The following is a 19,355-nucleotide window of genomic DNA, read 5'->3' as shown; positions in this document are numbered from 1 at the left end:
AGGGGGAGTTCAGGACTTCCGCGATGGATGTCGATACGCCCTAAGGTGCGGCGGCGCGAGGACGGGATCGCGCACGAAGATCGGCATATGGCGTCGGGCGGCGCAACGCGGTAGGCTCGACCCGATTTGGGGGAGATCGCCGATGGGTATCCTGGATTTTTTGTCGAAGCAGTTCGTCGACGTCATCGACTGGGTCGAGACCCCGGGGGATCTCGCCATCCGCTATCCGGTGCGCGATCGCGAGATCAAGAACGGCGCGCAGCTGACGGTACGCGAGGGGCAGGTCGCGTTCTTCTACAACGAAGGGCAGATGGCCGACGCGTTCGGGCCGGGGCAGCACACGATCGAGACGGCGACGCTGCCGCTGCTCACCGCGCTGATGAACTGGGACAAGGCGTTTAAATCGCCGTTCAAGGCGGACGTGCTGTTCTTCACCCGCAAGGAGCAGACCGGCCTGAAATGGGGCACGCCGCAGCCGGTGACGGTGCGCGACCGCGAGTTCGGTCCGCTGCGCATCCGGGCGTTCGGCGGCTATTCGTTCCGGATCGAGGATGTCCCGACCTTCCAGGCCAAGCTGATGGGCACGCTGGAGACGGTGCGCGTCGGCGATGTCGAGGGCCAGCTCCGCTCGGCGATCGCGACCCAGCTTGCGACCGCGCTAGGCGGCTCGGAGATCGCCTTCGTCGACATGGCCGGCGATCAGGCGGCGATGTCCGAGCGGCTGCGCGAACTGGTGCAGCCCGCCTTCACCCAATGGGGGCTGAGCTGCCAGAGCTTCTTCGTCGAAAGCCTGTCGCTGCCGGAGGCGGTGCAGGCGCATCTCGACAAGGCCTCGTCGATGCGCGTCGTCGGCGATCTCGACCGCTATGCCAAGTTCCAAAGCGCCGAGGCGATCGAGAAGGCGGCGGGGCAGGAGGGCGGCGTCGCCGGCCTCGGCGTCGGCGCGGGGGCCGGGATGGCGATCGGCCAGGCGATGGCGGGGTCGCTCGGCGGCGGCGGGCAGGCGCCGGCGGCCGCAGCGGGCGGCGACGATCCGTACGCGCAGATCGAGAAGCTGCACAAGCTGCTGACGGTGGGTGCGATCACCCAGCAGGATTTCGACGCCAAGAAAGCCGAGCTGCTCGGGCGCATCCGCTAAAGGGCGCCCGCCATGCTGCGGTTCAGCTGCCCCAATTGCGGGGCGTCGGTCGCATTCCGCTCGGCCGCGCTGCCGAACGTCGTGTGCGATTACTGCCGTTCGGTGATCGTGCGGACCGACGACGGCATCGGCGTGGTCGGCACCCAGGCGGCGCTGCCGTTCGACGTCAGCCCCATCCAGCGGGGGACGCGAGGGCGCTTCGACGATCGTGCGTTCGAGGTGATCGGCCGCGTCCGCTGGCGCTGGAGCGACGGCGCGTGGAACGAATGGCTGTGCCTGTTCGGGCAGGACGAGCACGGCTGGCTGGGCGAGGCGATGGGACAGTTCATGATGACGTTCGAGCGGCCGATGCAGGACGTTCGCTCGCCCAAGCTGCGCCGCATCGCCTCCGGGGGCGATGCCATCCCGGGAACCCGCGTCGACGTGGGCAAGCGCGCCTATGCGGTGGGCGATGCCCGCGAGGTGACCTGCATCGCTGCCGAGGGTGAGCTGCCGTTCAAGGCGCCGCCCGGCTGGCGCCTCTATTCGGTGGACCTCCGTTCGACCGACGGCAGCGTCGCCACACTCCAGCGCGAGGCGAGCGGGACGAGTTTCTACGAGGGGCGCTATGTGACCCTCGCCGATCTCCACGCCACCGATCTGCGCGCGATCGAGGGCTGGGCGATGCCGCGTCATGCCGGCTGAAGCGGCGGCGCCCGCACCGGCCGCGACCGCGCTGACCTGTCCGTCGTGCGGCGGCACCGTGGCGATCAAGGCGGCGGGCTACAGCGTCACCGTCGCGTGCAGCTACTGCGGCAGCATCCTGGACGTCTCGCGTCCTGAGGTGCGGCTGATCGCCGCGTACCATGAGGCGGCGTCGGGACTCGCGATCCCGCTCGGCACCCGCGGCACGCTGCGCGGCGTCGAGTGGGAGGCGATCGGCTATCTCGGGCGCAGTGAGAACGGCAACTACGCGTGGGAGGAGTATCTCCTCTTCAATCCCTATCACGGCTATCGCTGGCTGATCGCCACCCGCGGCGGCTGGAGCCTGGGCGAACAGCTCACCGTCGTGCCGAGCCGCGTCGGCCGCGACATGCGGCTGGGCAACGAACGCTACGGCGCGTTCTTCGCCAACGGCACCGCCCGCGTGGATTACGTGTTCGGCGAATTCTATTGGCGCGTGCGGCGCGGCGATCGCGTGGAGACCGCCGACTGGGTACGGCCCGGGTTCATGCTCTCGCGCGAGGCGGACGGCAACGAGGTCAGCTGGTCGCGATCCGAGATGCTGGCGCCGCAGGAGATCGCCCGAGCCTTCGGCGTCGACGCGAGTGCGCGACCCTGGCCGCCGCTGCCGCATCAGCCCTCGCCGCATCGCGCGTTCGTTCGCCAGTCCGCACCCGTCGCGCTGCTCGCCGCGGCGCTGCTGCTGGTGGTGGCGATCTTCGCCGGCGGCCGGACGACGCTCTATTCCGGCACGCTCCCGATCGCCGCCGACGGCAGCAGCCGCGAGGTGACGATCGGTCCGCTCTCGCTCGGGCGCAGCTATCAGCCGGTGACGGTGTCGACCCGCATCCCCCAGCTGTCGAACGGCTGGGTCGACCTCGACTATATGCTCGTCGACCGGTCGAACCAGCGCAGCTTCACCGCCTACAAGGCGGCGGAGCGCTACTCCGGATATGATTCGGACGGCAGCTGGAGCGAGGGTTCCGACGCCACCGCCGCGCACTTCGCGAGCGTGCCGCGCGGCGACTACGATCTCGTCCTCGAACATACCGCCAACCAGTGGACGGGGGCGCAGAATTCCGGCGACTGGCGGCGTTCGGACTTCTCGCCGCCGTTGATCGACGTCCACATTTCCAGCGGCGGCTTTCCGACCGGGATTCTGTTCCTGGCGTTCCTGCTGATCGGGCTGCCGATCGGCTATGCGCTGTTCCAGCATCTGCGCTTCGAAGGCGCACGCGTCGGCGAGAGCGATTTCGCGCCGGGCGGGGACGACTGAGGTGCGGCGGGGGAGCGTATTGTTCGCACTGTGGTGCATGGGCGTGGCGGCGGCATTCCTGCTCGCGATCAGCTTCGCCTGGTCGCCGTTTGCCGACAGCGGCCGCGCCGGGCCGCGCGGCGTCCTCGTCACCGGCCCGACGCACAAATAGGGGAAATGCGATGATCACCAGCCTGCCAATCCTGCTGAACACGTTGCTCTATGCCGCCATCGGCATCGTCGTGTTCGTCGTCGGCTTCGTCATCCTCGACCTGCTCACCCCCGGCAAGCTGTGGGAGGAGATCGAGGTCAAGCAGAACAGCGCGGTTGCGATCTTCGCCGGCGCGGTCGCGATCGGGCTGTCGATCATCATCGCCGCCGCCATCCATGGCTGAAGCCGACCCCGCCCAGCCCAGGCACCGCCTGAAGGCACCGGCGGGCGCGCTGCTGCTGTCCGCCTTCGTCGTCGCGACCTGCGGACTGGTGTACGAACTGCTCGCCAGCACGATCGCCAGCTATCTGCTCGGCGACAGCGTCACCCAGTTCTCGACGGTGATCGGAACCTATCTGTTCGCGATGGGGGTCGGCAGTTGGGTGTCGCGCTACGTCACGCGCGACGAGTTGCGGCTGTTCATCCGCGTCGAGCTGCTGATCGCGCTGCTGGGCGGCACCTCGGCCGCACTGCTGTTCCTGCTGTTCCCGTTCGTCGAACACTTCCGGGTGCTGCTCTACGCGCTGGTGATGGCGATCGGCTTCCTCGTCGGGCTCGAGATCCCGCTGCTGATCCGCATCCTCAAGGATTTCGACTTTCGCGAGACGGTGTCGAGCGTGCTCACCTTCGACTATGTCGGGGCGCTGTTCGCGTCGCTGCTGTTCCCGCTGGTGCTGATGCCGATGGTCGGCATGATCCGCTCCGGCTTCGTCTTCGGTATCGCCAATGCGGCGGTCGCGCTGGCGCTGCTGCTCGCGCTGCCGCGCGCGGCATCGCTGCGGCTGGAGAAGCTGGCGGCGGTGCTGGTGCTCGTCGCGCTCGCGATCGGCTTCGCCGCCGCCGACCGGCTGCAGCGCTTCGGTGAGGTGGCGAGCTATGGCGAGCCGGTCGTCTACGCACGCTCCAGCCGCTACCAGCGCATCGTGCTGACCCGCCGCGACGACGACCTGCGCCTCTACCTCAACGGCAACCTGCAATTCTCGTCGCGCGACGAGTATCGCTATCACGAGGCGCTGGTCCACCCGGCGCTCGGCCGCGTGGCGCACCCACGCGACGTGCTGATCCTGGGCGGCGGGGACGGGCTCGCCGCGCGCGAGGTGCTGCGCTACCCCGATGTGCGCACCGTCACGCTGGTCGACCTGGACGGCGAGATGACCGCGCTGTTCCGCAAGACGCCGGCGCTCGCCGCGCTCAATCGCAATTCGCTGAACGATCCCCGGCTGCGCGTGATCAACGCGGACGGTTTCCGCTGGGTGCGCGAGGCACGGCAGCGCTACGACGCGATCGTCGTCGATTTCCCCGATCCCGTCGATTACTCGGTGGGCAAGCTCTACACCGACAGCTTCTACGCGGCGGTGCGCCGGCTGCTGTCGCCTTCGGGGATGATGGTGGTGCAGAGCACCTCGCCGTTCGTCGCACCCGACGCCTTCTGGACCGTCGCCACGACGCTGGAGGCGGTCGGCTTTCGCACCCGCGGCTATCACGCCTATGTGCCGAGCTTCGGCGAATGGGGCTTCGTGCTCGCCGCGACCGGGCCGATCCCGGAGGTGCCGCATTTCCCCGAAGGGCGTTTCCTCACCCGCGCCAGCGAACCGCTGATGTTCGATTTCCCGCCCGACATGGCGCGGCGCCCGACCCCGGTGAACCGGCTCGACAACCAGGTGCTGGTGCGCGAGTTCGACAAGGCGTGGAGCCGCTATGAAGGCTGATCGCCGCACGGTGCTCGCGCTGTGCGGGGTGGCGGCAGCGGGGATGGGCGCGGCGGGCGCGCACGCCTTCCTCGCCGAAACGCCGCCCGACGGTGTCCTGTCGGGAGCCGACTTCGGGCGCGGCCACCGGCTGCGGGGCGGCACGTTCCCGGCGCCCGCCCGCGAGGAACGCGCCGGCGTGGTGATCGCCGGCGGCGGCGTCGCCGGCCTGGCGGCGGGCTGGACGCTCGCCGACGCCGGCTTCGACGACTTCCGCCTGCTCGAGCTGGAAGACAGCGTCGGCGGCAACGCCCGCAGCGGCCGCAACGCGGTGTCGGCGTTCCCGCTGGGCGCGCACTATCTGCCGGTCGCCAACCGCGAGGCGGGGGCACTGCGCCACATGCTCGGCCGCTTCGGCATGATCGTCGGAGAGGCGGAGGGGCGGCCAGTCTACGACCCGCTCCAGCTGTGCGCCGATCTTCAGGAACGTCTGTTCTGGAAGGGGCGCTGGCAGGCCGGGCTGGTGCCGCGCAGCGGCCTCACCCGGCACGAGCGCGACGAGTTCGCCCGCTTCGAGACGGAGATGCAGGGCTTCGCGACCCTGATCGGGAGCGACGGCAAGCCTGGCTTCGCCATCCCGGTCGCCTATAGCTCGGCAGATCCGGCGATCCGCGCCCTCGATCGCTGGGCGTTCTCGGAATGGCTCGACGATCGCGGCTTCACCAGCGCGCCGCTGCGGGCGCACATCCGCTACGGCACCCGCGACGATTACGGCACCGAGCCCGAGCAGCTCTCCGCCTGGGCCGGCATCCACTATTTCGCCGGCCGCCGCGGCTGGGCTGCGGGCGAGACGGACGACAATCTCCTGACCTGGCCGGAGGGCAACGCACGACTGGTGCGGCACATGGCGGCTGCCTTCCCGAACCGCATCGCGAGTGGCCGACTGGTCCACCGCGTCGCCCGCGACGGCGACGGGGTCCTCGTCGACGCGTTCGACATCGCCACGGACGAGACGGTGCGCTTCCGCGCCGACGCCGCCATCCTGGCGATGCCGCTGTTCATCGCGGCGCGCATTTGCCCGGAGATCGGCGACGTCTCCGCCTGCAGCCACGCGCCCTGGGTGGTCGCCAACGTCACCGTCGAGCGGTTGCCGGAAGGGGCGGGCGTTCCCGTCGCCTGGGACAATGTGTCGAGCACCAGCGACTCCCTCGGCTACGTCGTCGCCACCCATCAGAGCGAGGCGATCACCGGCGCGAGCGTGCTCACCTGGTATCAGCCGCTGTCGCGCATGGCGCCGGCGGCCGGCCGTCGCCTGCTGCTCGAACGGTCGGCCGAGGCGTGGAAGGCGCTGGTGCGCGACGATCTGCTGGCGATGCACCCGGAGCTGGACGGCGCGATCCGCAGCATCGACGTGTGGCGCTGGGGCCATGCGATGATCCGGCCGACGCCCGGCTACATCTGGGGCGCGGCGCAGCGCTTCGCCACGCCGCCGCCGCTCTACCTCGCGCACGCCGACCTGAGCGGACTGTCGATCTTCGAGGAGGCCCATTTCCACGGCACCCGCGCGGCCGAGGCGGCGATGGCGCAGCTCGGCCATCGCCACGAGGCACGGACATGAACCCGCTCCCCTACGACGGCCGCCACGTGCTGCTCGACCTGCACGGCTGTTCGGGTCTCGACGACCTCGGCCGCGTCGAAGACGCGCTACGGGCTGCCGCCGCCGCGGCCGGCGCGACGCTGCTCGACGTGCGTCTGCACGCCTTCGGGCCGGGGCAGGGGATCACCGGCGTCGCACTACTCGCGGAATCGCACATCTCGATCCACAGCTGGCCCGAGCACGGCTACGCCGCAGTCGATATCTTTCTGTGCGGCCATCGCTGCGATCCCGACGCGGCGGTGGAGATCATCGCCGACCGGCTCGGTGCCACCGGGCGAGAGGTCCGGACGGTCCCGCGGGGCTATGGTATGGCGGTCGCGCCGTTGATCGGATGATCTGTCGGGGGGAGCCGGTATGGAGCGACTTGCTTTTCATAGGTCCCTTGCCCAGTCGGCAGTTCCGCCGCGGCACGATCACCATCGATACGGCCCATACGCGAGCGGCAAGTGAAAGGCCCTTTTCTTGGTCCTGCTCATGCGAGCTCCAGGAGCGGGGAGCAGCTGGATATGAAGGAGAGAAGTTCCATGTGGCACTGCCTGCTGCTCGACCTGAAAGACGATGCCGCGCTGATCGAGGAGTATCGTCGCTGGCATCGTCCGGGTGCCGTGCCGTCGGCGGTCGTGGCGTCGATCCGGGCGAGCGGGATCGAGCAGATGGAGATCTATCAGCGCGGCGACCGGCTGGTGATGATGATGAAGACGGGGCCGGGGTTCGACCCGGCGGCGAAGGCTGCTGCGGACGCCGCGGACCCGGAGATCGTCGCGTGGGAAACGTTGATGTCGCGCATGCAGCAGCCGCTTCCCGATGCGGCGCCGGGCGACAAATGGTTGCCGGCGGAGCGGATCTTCGCGCTGTCGGATCAGCCGGCCGTGGCGGGCGAGTAACGGTTCAGGTCAGCGTGCGGTCGAGGTGGGTGTAGCCTCCGTCCGGCAGGATCCACTGGCCGGTGGTGTGCGAGGATCGGTCGGACAGCAGGAACACGACCGTGTCGGCGATCTCGCGATCGGTCGTCATGCGCCGGCCGAGCGGGATGCGTTGCGTGATCTCGGCAAGCTTCGCGGCCGGATCGTCGAAGCTTTCGATCCAGTTGCGGTAGAGCGGCGTCATCACTTCGGCGGGCAGGACGGCGTTGACGCGCACGCCGTCTTCGACCAGCGCGGCCGCCCATTCGCGGGTGAGCCCGAGCTGCGCCGCCTTTGCCGCGACATAGCCGCTGGTGCTCCCTTGCCCGGTCAGCGCGGTCTTGGACGAGATGTTGACGATCGCGCCGCGGCTCGCCTTCAGATGCGGCAGGCAATGATGCGCCATGCCGTAGTAGTGGGCGAGATTGGCAGTCACCGACTGCAGGAACGCGGCAGTGCCGGCCTCCAGCCCGATGCCGTCGTTGGCGCCGGCATTGTTGACCAGCCCGTGGACGCCATGCCCCTGTGCCACGATGTGCTCGACCGCCGCGGCGCAGGCGGCGTCGTCGCGCAGATCGAGCTGGCAGAAGATCGTGGCAGGCTGGAGCGCGCGAACTCGCGCTTCGAACGCCGCATCGAGCGGGCTTCTTCCGAGAATGGCGGGAATAGCGCCTTCCTCGGCCAGCACGGTCGAGATCGCACCGCCGATGCCCGCGCCACCGCCGGTGACGATCACCAGCTTGCCGTCGAGGTTCAGGTTCATTCGTCAGGCTCCGTAAGCTGGTACACGCGCTGCGCCGTCGCGCCGAAGACGGCGGCGCGATGATCGGGACAAGCGCGCTGCACGAACGCATCCACCAGCGCCACCACTTGTCGATAGTCGCCGGCGAGCGTGCACACCGGCCAGTCGGAGCCGAACATCAGGCGGTCGGGGCCGAAGCAGGCGAGGAGATGGTCGAGATAGCGTTCGATTTCGTCCGCCGACCAGGCGACGTGATCGGCTTCCGTCACGAGGCCGGAGACCTTGCAGACGACCTGCGGCCGTTCGGCGATCGCCCGGAGGGTGTCGGCCCAGGGCTGCCACTCACCGCCGGCGATGTCGGGCTTGCCGCCATGATCGAGCACCAGCGTGCCATCGCCCGCAGCGTCGACGAAGGCGGAGACCTGCGCCAGCTGGCTGCGGCCACGCACGAGGATGTCGTAGGCGAGGCCGTGTGCCAGCAGCGTCCGTAAGCCCGCCTGGGCATCCGCGCGCAGCAGCCAGTGCGGGTCGAGATCGTCCTGAACCATGTGTCGGATGCCGACCAGCGGCGTCCCCCGCCACCGCACCAGCCGTGCGTCGAGGTCGGGCGCCGTCAGATCGGTCCAGCCCACCACACCCAAGATCCAGGCGTGATCGGATGCGAGCGACAGCAGCCAGTCGGTCTCGGCTTCGTCCTGTTCGGCCTGCACGGCCACGCACCCGGCGAAGCCGTCGGCTTCGAGTAGCGGCTTGATGTCGCCCGGCAACCGGTCGCACGCCAATAGCCCATTGGGTGCGATCCAGCCGAAGCGTTCCGGTGTATACCGCCAGAAATGCTGGTGCGCGTCGATCCGGATCATCGAAGGGACCTTTCGCCTCTCTTGCCGTCGGCCATTACCTGTGACATGAATTTTCATATATGCAAAGCCGTTGCAAAACGCCTCGGCTTCCTCTCCGATCCGAACACGGACGGGCAGTCAGGAGCGGACGCTTGACCGAAGGATCCATGCACCAGCCACGTACGCCCTCGCATGCCACGACAGACGGGCCGTTGATCCTGCCGGGGTTCCGGTTCGGGTTCGTGCTGATCGTCAGTCTGTTCTTCCTGTGGGCGGTGGCCGGCAATTTCAACGACATCCTGATCCGCCAGTTCCAGAAGGCGCTCGACCTGAACCGCGCCCAGGCCGGGCTGATCCAGTTCGTCTTCTACATCGGCTATTTCGTGATGGCGCTGCCCGCCGGGGTGGTGACGCGCCGCTTCGGCTATCGCGCGGGCATTCTGACCGGCCTGGCGCTGTATGCCGCGGGGGCGCTGCTGTTCTGGCCGGCGGCGGAGGTGCGCGAATATGGCGCATTCCTGGCAGCCTTGTTCGTGCTGGCGTCCGGCGCGGCGTTTCTCGAGACCAGCGCCAACCCCTATGTCGTCGCGTTCGGCGATCCGGCCCGCGCGCCGCAGCGGCTCAACCTTGCGCAGGGCTTCAACGGCGTCGGCGGGGTGGTCGCGCCCGCGATCGGCGGCTTCTTCATTTTCTCCGGCGTCGAGCATGACCCGGCCACGCTGGCGACGATGTCGAGCGCCCACCTGGAGGCCTATCGCCTGAGCGAAGCTCAGATGGTGCAGATGCCCTATCTGGTGCTGGCGTGTATCGTGGCGGTGCTCGCGGTTGCCGTCGCGCTGGTCCGCCTGCCGCAGGTGCAGACGCGCCACGAGGGTGCGCACGACGGCTTGCGGCAGGTGCTGCGCACGCCGGGGTTGCTCGCGGCCGTGGTCGCGCAGTTCTTCTACGTCGGCGCGCAGGTCGGCATCTGGAGCTTCTTCGTCGATTTCGTGAAGGACAGCGTTCCCGCCACGCCCGAGAAGACGGCGGCGTATCTGCTGTCGGGCAGCCTGTTCCTGTTCATGGCCGGCCGGTTCATCGGCGCCGCGCTGATGCAGCGGATCGCGGCGACGCGGCTGCTGCTGATCTTCGCCGGCGTGAACATCGGCTTGTGCGCGGTGGCCGCGCTGTCTTCGGGGTGGATCGCGGTCGGCGCGCTGGGGCTCACCAGCCTGTTCATGTCGATCATGTTCCCGACGATCTTCGCGCTAGGCGTGCGGGACCTGGGGCCGCGAGCCTCCATCGGCGCATCGCTGATCATCATGGCGATCATCGGGGGGGCGGTCGTACCGCCGCTGATGGGCGTGATCGCGGGCGCCGCCGGTGGCCTGCACGCCGCCGTGCTCCTGCCGCTCGTCTGTTTCGCGGCGGTCGCGCTGTTCGCCTTCCGAACGGACCGCGCGTCCGTGCAACCCATCACAATCTGAGGACCCGGCCATGAGACTGAACGGAAAACGCGCGCTGGTGACCGCCGCCGCACAGGGCATCGGTCGCGCGATCACCGACGCGTTCGTGGCACAAGGTGCGACCGTCTATGCCGCCGACCTGAACGGCGAAGTGTTGGCGACGGTGCCCGGCGTGACCCCGATCGTGCTGGACGTGACCGATCGCGAGGCGGTGGCGGCGCTGCCGGGCGAGATCGGCGCGATCGACGTGTTGGTGAACGGTGCCGGCTATGTCCACGCGGGCGACATCCTGGCCTGCGACGAGGAGGGGTTCGCCTTTTCGATGAACATCAACGTCACCGCCATGTACCGGCTGTGCCGCGCCTTCCTGCCGGCGATGCTCGACCAGCGGCAGGGCTCGATCATCAACATCGCCTCGATTGCGTCGAGCGTGAAGGGCATCCCCAACCGCTTCGCCTACGGCACCACCAAGGCAGCGGTGATCGGCCTGACCAAGGCGATCGCGGCCGACTACGTCGCGCAGGGCATCCGCAGCAACGCGATCTGCCCCGGCACGATCGATTCGCCCTCGCTGCGCCAACGCGTCGCCGAACAGGCGGCGGACTCCGGGACTGACCTAGCCGATGCCACTGCGGCGTTCGTTGCGCGTCAGCCGGTAGGGCGGCTCGGCCGGCCGGAGGAGATCGCCGCGCTTGCGCTGTATCTTGCCAGCGACGAATCCGCGTTCACCACCGGCACCACCCATGTGATCGACGGCGGCTGGGTCAACTGAGCCCAAGCGCGCTACAGCATAAAGGTATTCTCGCATGAAGCTTCTGCGTTACGGCCCGCTGGGCCAGGAAAAGCCGGGCGTGCTCGACGCCGACGGCGCGATCCGCGACCTGTCCTCGGTCGTTCCCGACATCTCCGGGGAGACGCTGACCCCCGAGGGGCTGGCCAAGCTGGGCGCGCTCGATCTGGCGACGCTGCCGGTCGTGGAGGGCAACCCGCGCATCGGCGCCTGCGTCGGTGAGGTCGGCAAGTTCATCTGCATCGGCCTGAACTACAGCGACCACGCCGCCGAGACCGGCGCCGAGGTGCCCAAGGAGCCGGTGATCTTCAACAAGTGGACCAGCGCGATCTGCGGCCCGAACGACGACGTCGAGATGCCGCGCGACGCGACCAAGCTCGACTGGGAGGTCGAGCTGGGCGTGGTGATCGGCAAGCCCGGCCGCTACATCGACCAGAGCGAGGCGATGGATCACGTCGCCGGCTACTGCGTCATCAACGACGTCAGCGAGCGCGCCTTCCAGCTGGAGCGCGGCGGCACCTGGGACAAGGGCAAGGGCTGCGACACCTTCGGGCCGATGGGGCCTTGGCTGGTGACCACCGACGAGGCGCCGGCGCATGGCGCGATGCGGCTGTGGCTCGAGGTCGATGGCCATCGCTATCAGGATGGCACCACCGCGACGATGGTGTTCGACGTGCCGACGATCATCGCCTATCTCAGCCGTTTCATGAGCCTGCAGCCCGGCGACGTGATCTCCACCGGTACTCCGCCGGGCGTGGGCCTGGGGCAGACGCCGCCGAAGTTCCTTTCGGTCGGGCAGGTGATGCGGCTCGGCATCGACGGTCTCGGCGAGCAGACGCAGCGCGTCGTGGAGGCGCGCGCGTGACGCAGATTACCGGCCTGCGCATCCGCGATGTCCGCTTTCCGACCAGCCAGTCGCTGGACGGGTCGGACGCGATGAACCCCGATCCCGACTATTCGGCAGCCTATGTCGTCCTCGAAACCGACACAGCCGGGCTGGAGGGGCATGGCCTGACCTTCACGATCGGGCGCGGCAACGAGATTTGCGTGGCGGCGATCGGCGCGTTGCGCGAGCGCGTGATCGGGCTTGACCTCGACTGGATCGCCGAGGACGCGGGGCGCTTCTGGCGCCACGTCACCAACGACAGCCAGCTGCGCTGGATTGGGCCGGACAAGGGCGCGATCCACCTGGCGACCGGTGCCGTCGTCAACGCCGTCTGGGACGTGTGGGCCAAGGCGGCGGGCAAGCCGGTATGGCAGCTCGTCGCCGACATGAGCCCCGAGGAGCTCGTCCGCACGATCGACTTCCGCTACATCACCGACTTCATCACGCCCGACGAGGCGCTGGCGCTGCTCACCGAGCGGGCCGAAGGCAAGGCGGAGCGGATCGCGACGCTGAAGGCAGAGGGCTATCCCTGCTACACCACCTCGGCCGGATGGCTCGGCTATTCGGACGAGAAGCTCTACCGGCTGGCGCGCGAGGCGGTCGACGCCGGGTTCGACCACATCAAGCTGAAGGTCGGCCGCGACCTGGAGGACGACGTCCGCCGGTTGCGCATCGCGCGCGAGGCGATCGGACCGGACGCCAAGCTGATGATCGACGCCAACCAGATCTGGGAAGTCGATCAGGCGATCGAGTGGGTCAACGCGCTCGCCTTCGCCAAGCCGTGGTTCATCGAGGAGCCGACCAGCCCCGACGACGTGCTCGGCCACGCCGCGATCCGCCGCGGCATCGGCGAGGTGAAGGTCGCGACCGGCGAGATGTGCCAGAACCGCATCCTGTTCAAACAGTTCATGGCCGCCGGTGCGATCGACGTCGTACAGATCGACGCCTGCCGCCTGGGCGGGGTGAACGAGGTGCTGGCGGTGCTGCTGATGGCGGCCAAGCACGGCCTGCCGGTGTGCCCGCATGCCGGCGGCGTCGGCCTGTGCGAATATGTGCAGCACCTGTCGATGATCGACTATCTGTGCTTCGCCGGCACGCGCGAGGGGCGGGTGATCGAATATGTCGACCATCTGCACGAGCACTTCGTCGATCCGTGCGTGATCCGCGACGCGGCCTATATGCCGCCCCAGCGCCCCGGCTATTCGATCGAGATGAAGCCGGAATCGCTGGAGCAGTATGCGGTGTCGGCCGAGGTCCGGTACTAGCGCGATGATCGTCTCCTCCACGCTCGATTTTCGGGAGGCGGCGCGGCGGCGGCTGCCGCGCTTCCTGTTCGATTACGCGGACGGCGGCGCCTATGCCGAGCACACGATGGCGCGCAACGTGGCGGACCTCGCCGACATTGCGTTGCGCCAGCGGGTGCTGCGCGACGTGGCGGAGATCGATCTCGGCACCAGCCTGTTCGGCCGGCGGATGGCGCTGCCGGTCGGCCTGGGGCCGGTCGGCATCAGCGGCATGTACCACCGTCGGGGCGAGACCCAGGCGGCACGGGCCGCCGCCAGGGCAGGGGTGCCGTTCTGCCTCTCGACCGTGTCGATCTGCCCGCTTGCCGAGGTGAAGCGCGCGAGCGGTTCGGGGCCCCTGTGGTTCCAGCTCTACGTCATCCGCGATCGCGCGTTCATGCGCGACCTGATCGCGACGGCGAAGGAGCAGGGAGCCGAGGCGCTGGTCTTCACGGTCGACATGCCGGTGCCGGGCGCACGCTATCGCGACGCCCATTCCGGCATGTCGGGGCCGGGCGCGTCGTTCAAGCGGGTGCTGCAGGCGCTCGGGCGGCCCGGCTGGGCGTGGGACGTCGGCCTGCGCGGCCGCCCGCATCAGCTCGGCAACTTGGAGCCGGTGCTCGGCGCCAAGAGCGGGCTCAACGACTATATGGGCTGGCTCGGCGCGAACTTCGATCCGTCGATCTCCTGGGCCGATCTGGAGTGGATTCGCGCCGCGTGGGACGGGCCGCTCATCATCAAGGGCATTCTCGATGTCGAGGATGCGCGCTCCGCTGTCGCGATCGGTGCCGACGGGATCGTCGTCTCCAACCATGGTGGACGGCAGCTGGACGGCGTGCTGTCGACGGCACGCGCGCTGCCTGCCATCGCCGATGCGGTGCGGGGTCAGGTGACGGTGCTTGCCGATTCCGGCGTGCGATCCGGGCTGGACGTGGTGCGGATGCTGGCGCTGGGGGCCGAAGGCGTGCTGCTCGGCCGCGCCTGGGTCTATGCGCTGGCGGCGCGGGGCGAGGCGGGCATCGACCTGCTGATGACCCTCATCGGGCGCGAGATGCGCGTGGCGATGGCGCTGACCGGGGTCCGCAGCATCGCCGAGATCGACCGCTCGGTCCTGACGCAGTGATGCGCTCCGGGGCCGGCGCGGATCGCCGGCCCCGGAAGGCTCCTCAGTAGGTGATCCGGGCGGTGATGCTCACCCGGCGATCGTTCAGAACATAGGACTGCGGGCGGCTTTCGATCCCGTAGTAGGTCCGGTTTTCCGTGTTGGTGAGATTGATGCCGTCCACGGTGAGCGCGAAGTTCGGCGACACCGTGTAGGTCACGGAGGCATCGAGCTGGCCACGCGCGGCGTTGAAGATCGGCAGGTTGCCGCTGCCGTTGCCCGCGGTGGTCACCACGTACTTGCTGCGCCAGTTGTATGCGACGCGGGCCGAGAGCGGGCCGCGATCGTAGAAGCCGACCAGGTTGTAGCTATACTTCGACAGCTGTTCGAGCGGCACGAACAGCTGGTTGCCCGACGTATCGGTCGCGCCGGGGCTGGGCGCCTTGCTGTCGACATAGGTGAAGTTCGCCTGGGTGCCGAAGCCCGACAGCCAGCCGGGCAGGAAGTCGAAGAAGGTGTTGCCGCCGACTTCGAAGCCCTTGATCTTGCCATTGTCACCGTTCAGCGGACGGGTCACCTGATAGGTGTAGCTGTTGTCGCCGAAGGTATAGGTCTCCGGCGCGGTGACGTTGGCGATGAACCCGTCCACCTTCTTGTAGAAGCCCGCGGCGTACAGCGATCCGGTGCGCGAGAAGTAATATTCCAGCGAGGCGTCGAACTGGTCGGCGGTCAGCGGCTTCAGATTGGCGTTGCCCGACGAAGCCACACGCTGCCCGCCGGTCGCGACATATTCGTTGATCGCGATGTTGGGATTGAGCTGCGAAAAATCGGGACGGCTCAATGCCTTGGACGCCGCGAGGCGAAGCTGGAGCTGATCCGTCAGGTGGAAGGTCAGGTTCACGCTCGGCAGGAACTTGGTGTAGTTCGAGTCTCTCGTGATCGGGACGAACGTGACCGGCCCGTTGCCGAAGACCGGAAGCCCGGTGACTTCATCGGTTCCGGTCTGCACCTGCGGGGACCTGCTCTCGAAGCCGGCGGTGCCGACTTCCGTCTTGACGACGCGAAGGCCTACGTTGCCATCGAACGGCACGGCGAAGGAATCGGTGCCGAACTTCACCAGCCCATAGGCGGTGTAGGTCTTCTCGCTCTGCGTGTTGCGGTCGCTCGGCTGGTAGCCGACGCCATTGAGCAGCGCCTGCTGCTGCGACGGATCCACGAACGGGGCGAGCGCCGCGCGCGTGTCGTCGTAGTCGAGCACGGTGTTGCGGTTAAAGAAGATCGCGCCTGCGGGAAGGGCTTGGTTGCCGCGATACAGTTCACCCGCCAGCGGCCGCAGTTCGTAGAGATCGGAATTCAGCGGCCGGGTGAGGCCATAATAGGCATAGGTGCTGGAGTCGGTGACCGCCGACCGGTCCGTGTACCGCAGGCCCGCGCTGACCGACTTCAGGAAACCATCGAACTTATACTGTACGTCGAAGCGCCCGGCATATTCGGTCCCGACCGAGTGATCGATATGGTCGAGATAGCCGGCGCCCGAGGCGTAGTTGGCGGGATCGGTGGGGCTTCCGTTGCCATTGGCGGGGTTGTTGTCCGGCGAGATGATCATGGCCGGAACGCCGTTGCCTGCGGTCGTGTAGACGCGCTCCGCCGTGGAGGAGAGGATTACGATCGACCGCTGTCCGCTGGTGGTGCCGCGGATATACTGGAAGTCGCCGTTCACGGTCAGCCGGTCGGTCGGCGTCCACTTGGCGTTGAGCGAATAGTCGTTCGTTACCGAGTGGCGGGTTTCCAGGCTGGTGTTGGCATTTACCGGAACGTTGGCGAAGGTGCCGCTGGTGAAGTTGCCGTCCTCGTCGAAGGTGAACGGCTGCGTGAAGTCGGGTGTGATCGGATTGTCGCCGGTATAGGCGAAGTAGCTGTAGTCGCCGTAGCGGAACTTATAGTCCGACCGGATATACTCGCCGGTGAACAGCAGCGTGTCGGTCGGCTTCCACTGCACGGCGATATCGGTGCCGAGACGACGGCGGTCGCCGATATACTCGCCGATGCCGACGCCGTGCGTCAGATAGGTGGGCTGTCCGTTACGCCCGAGGCCGGCCGCGGTCGCCACGTCGCCCGGGCTGACGAAGGTGCCGTCGGCATTGCGCGCTTCGTTCAGCAGATAGAATGGCTGGCTGGAGATCTGGTCCTGCCGGAACGCAGTCTGCTGATAGGCGACGTCGGCCATGATGCCGATCTCGCCGATGCCGGTTTCCCAGCGGTCGGAGAGCAGCAGGTTCGCCTGCGGCTTGCTGGCGCCGTACAGGTCGTAATAGTTGATGCCGCCGCTCACCGAGGCCTTGAACCCGTCGAAGTCGAAGGGCTTGCGCGTCCGCAGGTTGATCAGGCCGCCGATGCCGCCCTCGATCAGATCCGCCGACGGGTTCTTGTAGACGTCGACGCCGGCCAGCAACTCGCTCGGCACGTCCTCGAGGCTCAGCGAGCGACCGCCGCTGGCGGTGAAGATGTCGCGACCGTTGATCTCGGTACGAACCTGGCTGAGACCGCGGATGGCGACCGAACTGCCTTCGCCGAACGAACGCTGGACCTGCACGCCGGTGATGCGTTGGAGCGCTTCGGCCACGTTCCGGTCGGGCAGCTTGCCGATATCCTCCGCCACGATCGAGTCTACGATCTGGTCGGCGTTGCGCTTGATGCTCTGGGCGCTGGACAGGCTGGCGCGTACGCCCGTGACGACGATGCTGTCCGACTCCAGCCCGCTGCCGTCATTCTGGGCGCCGGCGGTGCCCTGATCGCCGCTGGGCGATACGGTGGCGCTCTGCGCAGTGCCGAGTGCCTGCGGGGAAGTCGAAGGAGGCGCCGTCTGGTCGCTGACAGGAGCCGCGGCCTGCGCAGCCGCCGGCACTCCCCAGCCCAAGAACAGCGCGAGGAGGGATGCTCCCGCGTTTAGCCGTTGACGATGAACGACGTGCGCAACTGCTAGATGTCCCATGATCCCTCTCCCGATGCCTGGCTCCTTACCGGAGCGCTTCGGACGGTTTACCTGAACCTTAATCGCTATGAAATATGAAAACCGGTTTCATACCTGATGTTATGTCTGCCTCTTGTCGGTGTGAGGATGGGCGTTCAAAGCTGTGGTGCAGGGAGACGAGGATGACGACGAAATCGCGCTATCAAGCCCCGGCTCTGAAGAAGGGGCTGGAGATCCTCGAACTGCTCGCGACGGCGGACGCGGGCCTGTCGATGTCGGATATTTCCGGGGCGCTCGGCCGCTCCGTCAGCGAGATCTTCCGCATGCTCCAGGTGCTTGAGGAGCATCGCTACATTCTGCGCGACGAGAGCGGCTTCCGGCTGACCAGTCGCTTGTTCACGCTGGGGATGCGGCAGCCGCCGGTGCGCGATCTGGTATCGACCGCCTTGCCCGTCATGCAGGAACTCGCGCGCGAGACGGGGCAAAGCTGCCATTTGGCCGTTGCTTCGGGCGCCGAGATGGTCGTGATCGCCGGGATCGAGGCGCCGGGGCTGATCGGCTTTGCCGTCAGGATCGGCTACCGCCGGCCGTTGCATCTCTCGGCATCGGGCCGCATCTTGCTCGCGTTCCAGCCGCGTACCGCCCGTGCCGGGATGCTGGCGGAGGTCCGCGAGGCCGGGCACGTGGTCGAGCAAGAGGCGCTGTTCCCCGTCCTCGACGGCATCGCTGCCGACGGTGACGGCGTCTCGCCCAGCCCGGTGCTGAACGGCATCATGGACATCTCCGTGCCGGTATTGTCGGGGTATGTCGCGAAGGCCGCGTTGACCATTCCTTTCGTGGAGGGACCCGGCAGCCGGGTCGCCTTGCCGGAGACCCGAGCGGCGCTTCGCGACGCGGCCGCGGTAGTGAGTGGGCGACTTGCCCCGGCCGATCAGCGCGATCAGATGGCGTACCCTTAGACCTAGGCCGTGAATCTATGATCGCCACCGCGGCTAATTTCGTCGTCGCACCGCAAACGGAGCGAGTCGCGACAATCGTTCCAGCTATGCCTTGCCGCCCCACCCAGCGAATATTCCGTCTGTCGGGTCGGACCAAGTCATCCCAATCGGGCACCATCCGGAGCGATATCGGCGCAGGTGTTTGACTATGCTGGATGATCAGGCGCGGCGATATCATCAAACCCGGGTTCCGAGAAGCAGCACGGGCAGATGCGCCTGACGGCGGGCGCCTCCAAGCTCGTCGTAGGACTTGCCCTGAGAGTTTCCCGGGTGACCCACCAGCAGGACGCAGGAAGCGGCGCTCTCCATCTCGGCTGTTAAACTTCCGCGCGGCGTTAACCTTTGCACCCGAACCGGTGAGGTGGCTCTACTCTGCTTGAGAATTCCGCTCGAACCCTACCCTCGACACACTCTTCTGACTCAGCGTCAAGCACGAGCCGATACGATCGACTTTGAATGACGCATGATCGAGCCGCTGTTGCCCAACAGGCAGCGAGGCGCGCCGCGCGTGGATGACCCCCGCATGCTCAACGGCATCTTCTGGGTGCTTGAGATGGCCCCCTAGAGCGAGATGACGTGATGCTGAATCGTCGAGGATTTCCCTTGAGCCGCTGATCTGATGGGGTGGACGCCCCCCGACGGCATCGATGTGCCAGAGTGGCGGTGTTGAAGCACCACTGAGGGAGGCGTCCGTGTCAGAGGCTACCACGATCGGGTTGGATATCGCCAAGCATGTTTTCCACGCG

Annotated in this window: 18 protein-coding genes and 1 pseudogene; 16 read left to right on the top strand and 3 right to left on the bottom strand. The window is 67.7% G+C overall.

Annotation, left to right across the window (positions count from 1 at the left end; genetic code table 11):
• Window positions 1-142: 142 nt before the first annotated feature.
• From ACBY01_RS04770 to ACBY01_RS04730, 9 genes are all read left to right on the top strand, one after another.
• A complete protein-coding gene (locus tag ACBY01_RS04770; RefSeq protein ID WP_416459634.1) occupies window positions 143-1,138 on the top strand; it encodes an SPFH domain-containing protein in 996 nt (331 codons plus the stop codon).
• Window positions 1,139-1,150: 12 nt separating this feature from the next.
• The gene (locus ACBY01_RS04765) at window positions 1,151-1,822 is read left to right on the top strand and encodes a DUF4178 domain-containing protein (protein WP_416459633.1); all 672 of its coding nucleotides are present in this window, start codon (window positions 1,151-1,153) and stop codon (window positions 1,820-1,822) included.
• On the top strand, window positions 1,812-3,116 hold the full coding sequence (locus tag ACBY01_RS04760; protein WP_416459632.1) for a DUF4178 domain-containing protein: 1,305 nt from the start codon (window positions 1,812-1,814) through the stop codon (window positions 3,114-3,116). The genes ACBY01_RS04765 and ACBY01_RS04760 overlap by 11 nt, the downstream gene beginning before the upstream one ends.
• A gap of 19 nt (window positions 3,117-3,135) precedes the next feature.
• Window positions 3,136-3,267 carry a hypothetical protein gene (locus ACBY01_RS04755; protein ID WP_416459631.1) on the top strand — a complete coding sequence of 44 codons (132 nt, stop codon included), beginning with the start codon at window positions 3,136-3,138 and terminating at the stop codon, window positions 3,265-3,267.
• Between the two features lie 10 nt (window positions 3,268-3,277).
• Window positions 3,278-3,490: a DUF350 domain-containing protein gene (locus tag ACBY01_RS04750; RefSeq protein WP_416459629.1), complete on the top strand. Its 213-nt coding sequence runs from the start codon at window positions 3,278-3,280 to the stop codon at window positions 3,488-3,490.
• A complete protein-coding gene (locus tag ACBY01_RS04745; RefSeq protein ID WP_416459627.1) occupies window positions 3,483-5,015 on the top strand; it encodes a polyamine aminopropyltransferase in 1,533 nt (510 codons plus the stop codon). The genes ACBY01_RS04750 and ACBY01_RS04745 overlap by 8 nt, the downstream gene beginning before the upstream one ends.
• Window positions 5,005-6,612 carry an FAD-dependent oxidoreductase gene (locus tag ACBY01_RS04740; protein ID WP_416459626.1) on the top strand — a complete coding sequence of 536 codons (1,608 nt, stop codon included), beginning with the start codon at window positions 5,005-5,007 and terminating at the stop codon, window positions 6,610-6,612. Before ACBY01_RS04745 ends, ACBY01_RS04740 begins: the two co-directional genes overlap by 11 nt.
• On the top strand, window positions 6,609-6,986 hold the full coding sequence (gene speD / locus ACBY01_RS04735) for an adenosylmethionine decarboxylase (protein ID WP_416459625.1): 378 nt from the start codon (window positions 6,609-6,611) through the stop codon (window positions 6,984-6,986). The genes ACBY01_RS04740 and speD overlap by 4 nt, the downstream gene beginning before the upstream one ends.
• A 171-nt stretch (window positions 6,987-7,157) precedes the next feature.
• Window positions 7,158-7,535, top strand: coding sequence for an L-rhamnose mutarotase (locus ACBY01_RS04730; RefSeq protein ID WP_416459624.1), 378 nt, complete (start codon window positions 7,158-7,160; stop codon window positions 7,533-7,535).
• 4 nt (window positions 7,536-7,539) lie between these two features.
• Here ACBY01_RS04730 and ACBY01_RS04725 read toward each other — a convergent pair whose 3' ends face one another.
• Window positions 7,540-8,316, bottom strand: a complete 777-nt coding sequence (locus ACBY01_RS04725; protein ID WP_416459623.1) for an L-fucose dehydrogenase — start codon at window positions 8,314-8,316, stop codon at window positions 7,540-7,542.
• The gene (locus ACBY01_RS04720) at window positions 8,313-9,155 is read right to left on the bottom strand and encodes an amidohydrolase family protein (RefSeq protein ID WP_416459622.1); all 843 of its coding nucleotides are present in this window, start codon (window positions 9,153-9,155) and stop codon (window positions 8,313-8,315) included. The genes ACBY01_RS04725 and ACBY01_RS04720 overlap by 4 nt, the downstream gene beginning before the upstream one ends.
• 191 nt (window positions 9,156-9,346) lie before the next feature.
• Between ACBY01_RS04720 and fucP the strand changes: the two genes are divergently transcribed.
• The 5 genes from fucP to lldD are packed head-to-tail and all read left to right on the top strand — an operon-like array spanning window position 9,347 to window position 14,661.
• Window positions 9,347-10,600, top strand: a complete 1,254-nt coding sequence (fucP, locus tag ACBY01_RS04715) for an L-fucose:H+ symporter permease (protein ID WP_416459621.1) — start codon at window positions 9,347-9,349, stop codon at window positions 10,598-10,600.
• A 10-nt stretch (window positions 10,601-10,610) separates the two neighbouring features.
• Complete coding sequence (locus ACBY01_RS04710) at window positions 10,611-11,351, top strand: SDR family oxidoreductase (RefSeq protein ID WP_416459620.1); 741 nt, start codon at window positions 10,611-10,613, stop codon at window positions 11,349-11,351.
• A 34-nt stretch (window positions 11,352-11,385) separates the two neighbouring features.
• Window positions 11,386-12,234 (top strand): fumarylacetoacetate hydrolase family protein, encoded by an 849-nt coding sequence (locus ACBY01_RS04705; RefSeq protein ID WP_416459619.1) that lies wholly within the window; start codon window positions 11,386-11,388, stop codon window positions 12,232-12,234.
• Complete coding sequence (locus tag ACBY01_RS04700) at window positions 12,231-13,520, top strand: L-fuconate dehydratase (protein WP_416459618.1); 1,290 nt, start codon at window positions 12,231-12,233, stop codon at window positions 13,518-13,520. The genes ACBY01_RS04705 and ACBY01_RS04700 overlap by 4 nt, the downstream gene beginning before the upstream one ends.
• Window positions 13,521-13,524: 4 nt before the next feature.
• Window positions 13,525-14,661: an FMN-dependent L-lactate dehydrogenase LldD gene (gene lldD / locus ACBY01_RS04695; RefSeq protein WP_416459617.1), complete on the top strand. Its 1,137-nt coding sequence runs from the start codon at window positions 13,525-13,527 to the stop codon at window positions 14,659-14,661.
• 43 nt (window positions 14,662-14,704) lie between these two features.
• Here lldD and ACBY01_RS04690 read toward each other — a convergent pair whose 3' ends face one another.
• Complete coding sequence (locus ACBY01_RS04690; RefSeq protein ID WP_416459616.1) at window positions 14,705-17,545, bottom strand: TonB-dependent receptor; 2,841 nt, start codon at window positions 17,543-17,545, stop codon at window positions 14,705-14,707.
• Window positions 17,546-17,793: 248 nt separating this feature from the next.
• On the opposite strand from ACBY01_RS04690, the gene ACBY01_RS04685 reads away from it, so the two are divergent.
• Window positions 17,794-18,570, top strand: coding sequence for an IclR family transcriptional regulator (locus tag ACBY01_RS04685; protein WP_416459615.1), 777 nt, complete (start codon window positions 17,794-17,796; stop codon window positions 18,568-18,570).
• 502 nt (window positions 18,571-19,072) lie between these two features.
• A pseudogene (locus ACBY01_RS04680) lies at window positions 19,073-19,153 on the top strand (IS5/IS1182 family transposase); the annotation flags it as partial.
• Window positions 19,154-19,355 lie beyond the last annotated feature (202 nt).

It is taken from the genome of Sphingomonas mangrovi (assembly GCF_047975845.1).
Lineage (GTDB): Bacteria > Pseudomonadota > Alphaproteobacteria > Sphingomonadales > Sphingomonadaceae > Sphingomonas.
Note: the sequence above shows the minus strand (reverse complement) of the source record. Positions and strands in the feature narration are given on the sequence as shown.

Bases quoted from the DNA above. Each gene is read 5' to 3' on its own strand.
- ACBY01_RS04745 (WP_416459627.1), top strand. From the start codon at position 3,483: ATGGCTGAAGCCGACCCCGCCCAGCCCAGGCACCGCCTGAAGGCACCG.
- ACBY01_RS04760 (WP_416459632.1), top strand. From the start codon at position 1,812: ATGCCGGCTGAAGCGGCGGCGCCCGCACCGGCCGCGACCGCGCTGACC.
- ACBY01_RS04710 (WP_416459620.1), top strand. From the start codon at position 10,611: ATGAGACTGAACGGAAAACGCGCGCTGGTGACCGCCGCCGCACAGGGC.
- ACBY01_RS04750 (WP_416459629.1), top strand. From the start codon at position 3,278: ATGATCACCAGCCTGCCAATCCTGCTGAACACGTTGCTCTATGCCGCC.
- lldD (WP_416459617.1), top strand. From the start codon at position 13,525: ATGATCGTCTCCTCCACGCTCGATTTTCGGGAGGCGGCGCGGCGGCGG.
- ACBY01_RS04730 (WP_416459624.1), top strand. From the start codon at position 7,158: ATGAAGGAGAGAAGTTCCATGTGGCACTGCCTGCTGCTCGACCTGAAA.
- ACBY01_RS04705 (WP_416459619.1), top strand. From the start codon at position 11,386: ATGAAGCTTCTGCGTTACGGCCCGCTGGGCCAGGAAAAGCCGGGCGTG.
- ACBY01_RS04740 (WP_416459626.1), top strand. From the start codon at position 5,005: ATGAAGGCTGATCGCCGCACGGTGCTCGCGCTGTGCGGGGTGGCGGCA.
- ACBY01_RS04765 (WP_416459633.1), top strand. From the start codon at position 1,151: ATGCTGCGGTTCAGCTGCCCCAATTGCGGGGCGTCGGTCGCATTCCGC.
- speD (WP_416459625.1), top strand. From the start codon at position 6,609: ATGAACCCGCTCCCCTACGACGGCCGCCACGTGCTGCTCGACCTGCAC.
- ACBY01_RS04725 (WP_416459623.1), bottom strand. From the start codon at position 8,316: ATGAACCTGAACCTCGACGGCAAGCTGGTGATCGTCACCGGCGGTGGC.
- ACBY01_RS04685 (WP_416459615.1), top strand. From the start codon at position 17,794: ATGACGACGAAATCGCGCTATCAAGCCCCGGCTCTGAAGAAGGGGCTG.
- ACBY01_RS04770 (WP_416459634.1), top strand. From the start codon at position 143: ATGGGTATCCTGGATTTTTTGTCGAAGCAGTTCGTCGACGTCATCGAC.
- ACBY01_RS04720 (WP_416459622.1), bottom strand. From the start codon at position 9,155: ATGATCCGGATCGACGCGCACCAGCATTTCTGGCGGTATACACCGGAA.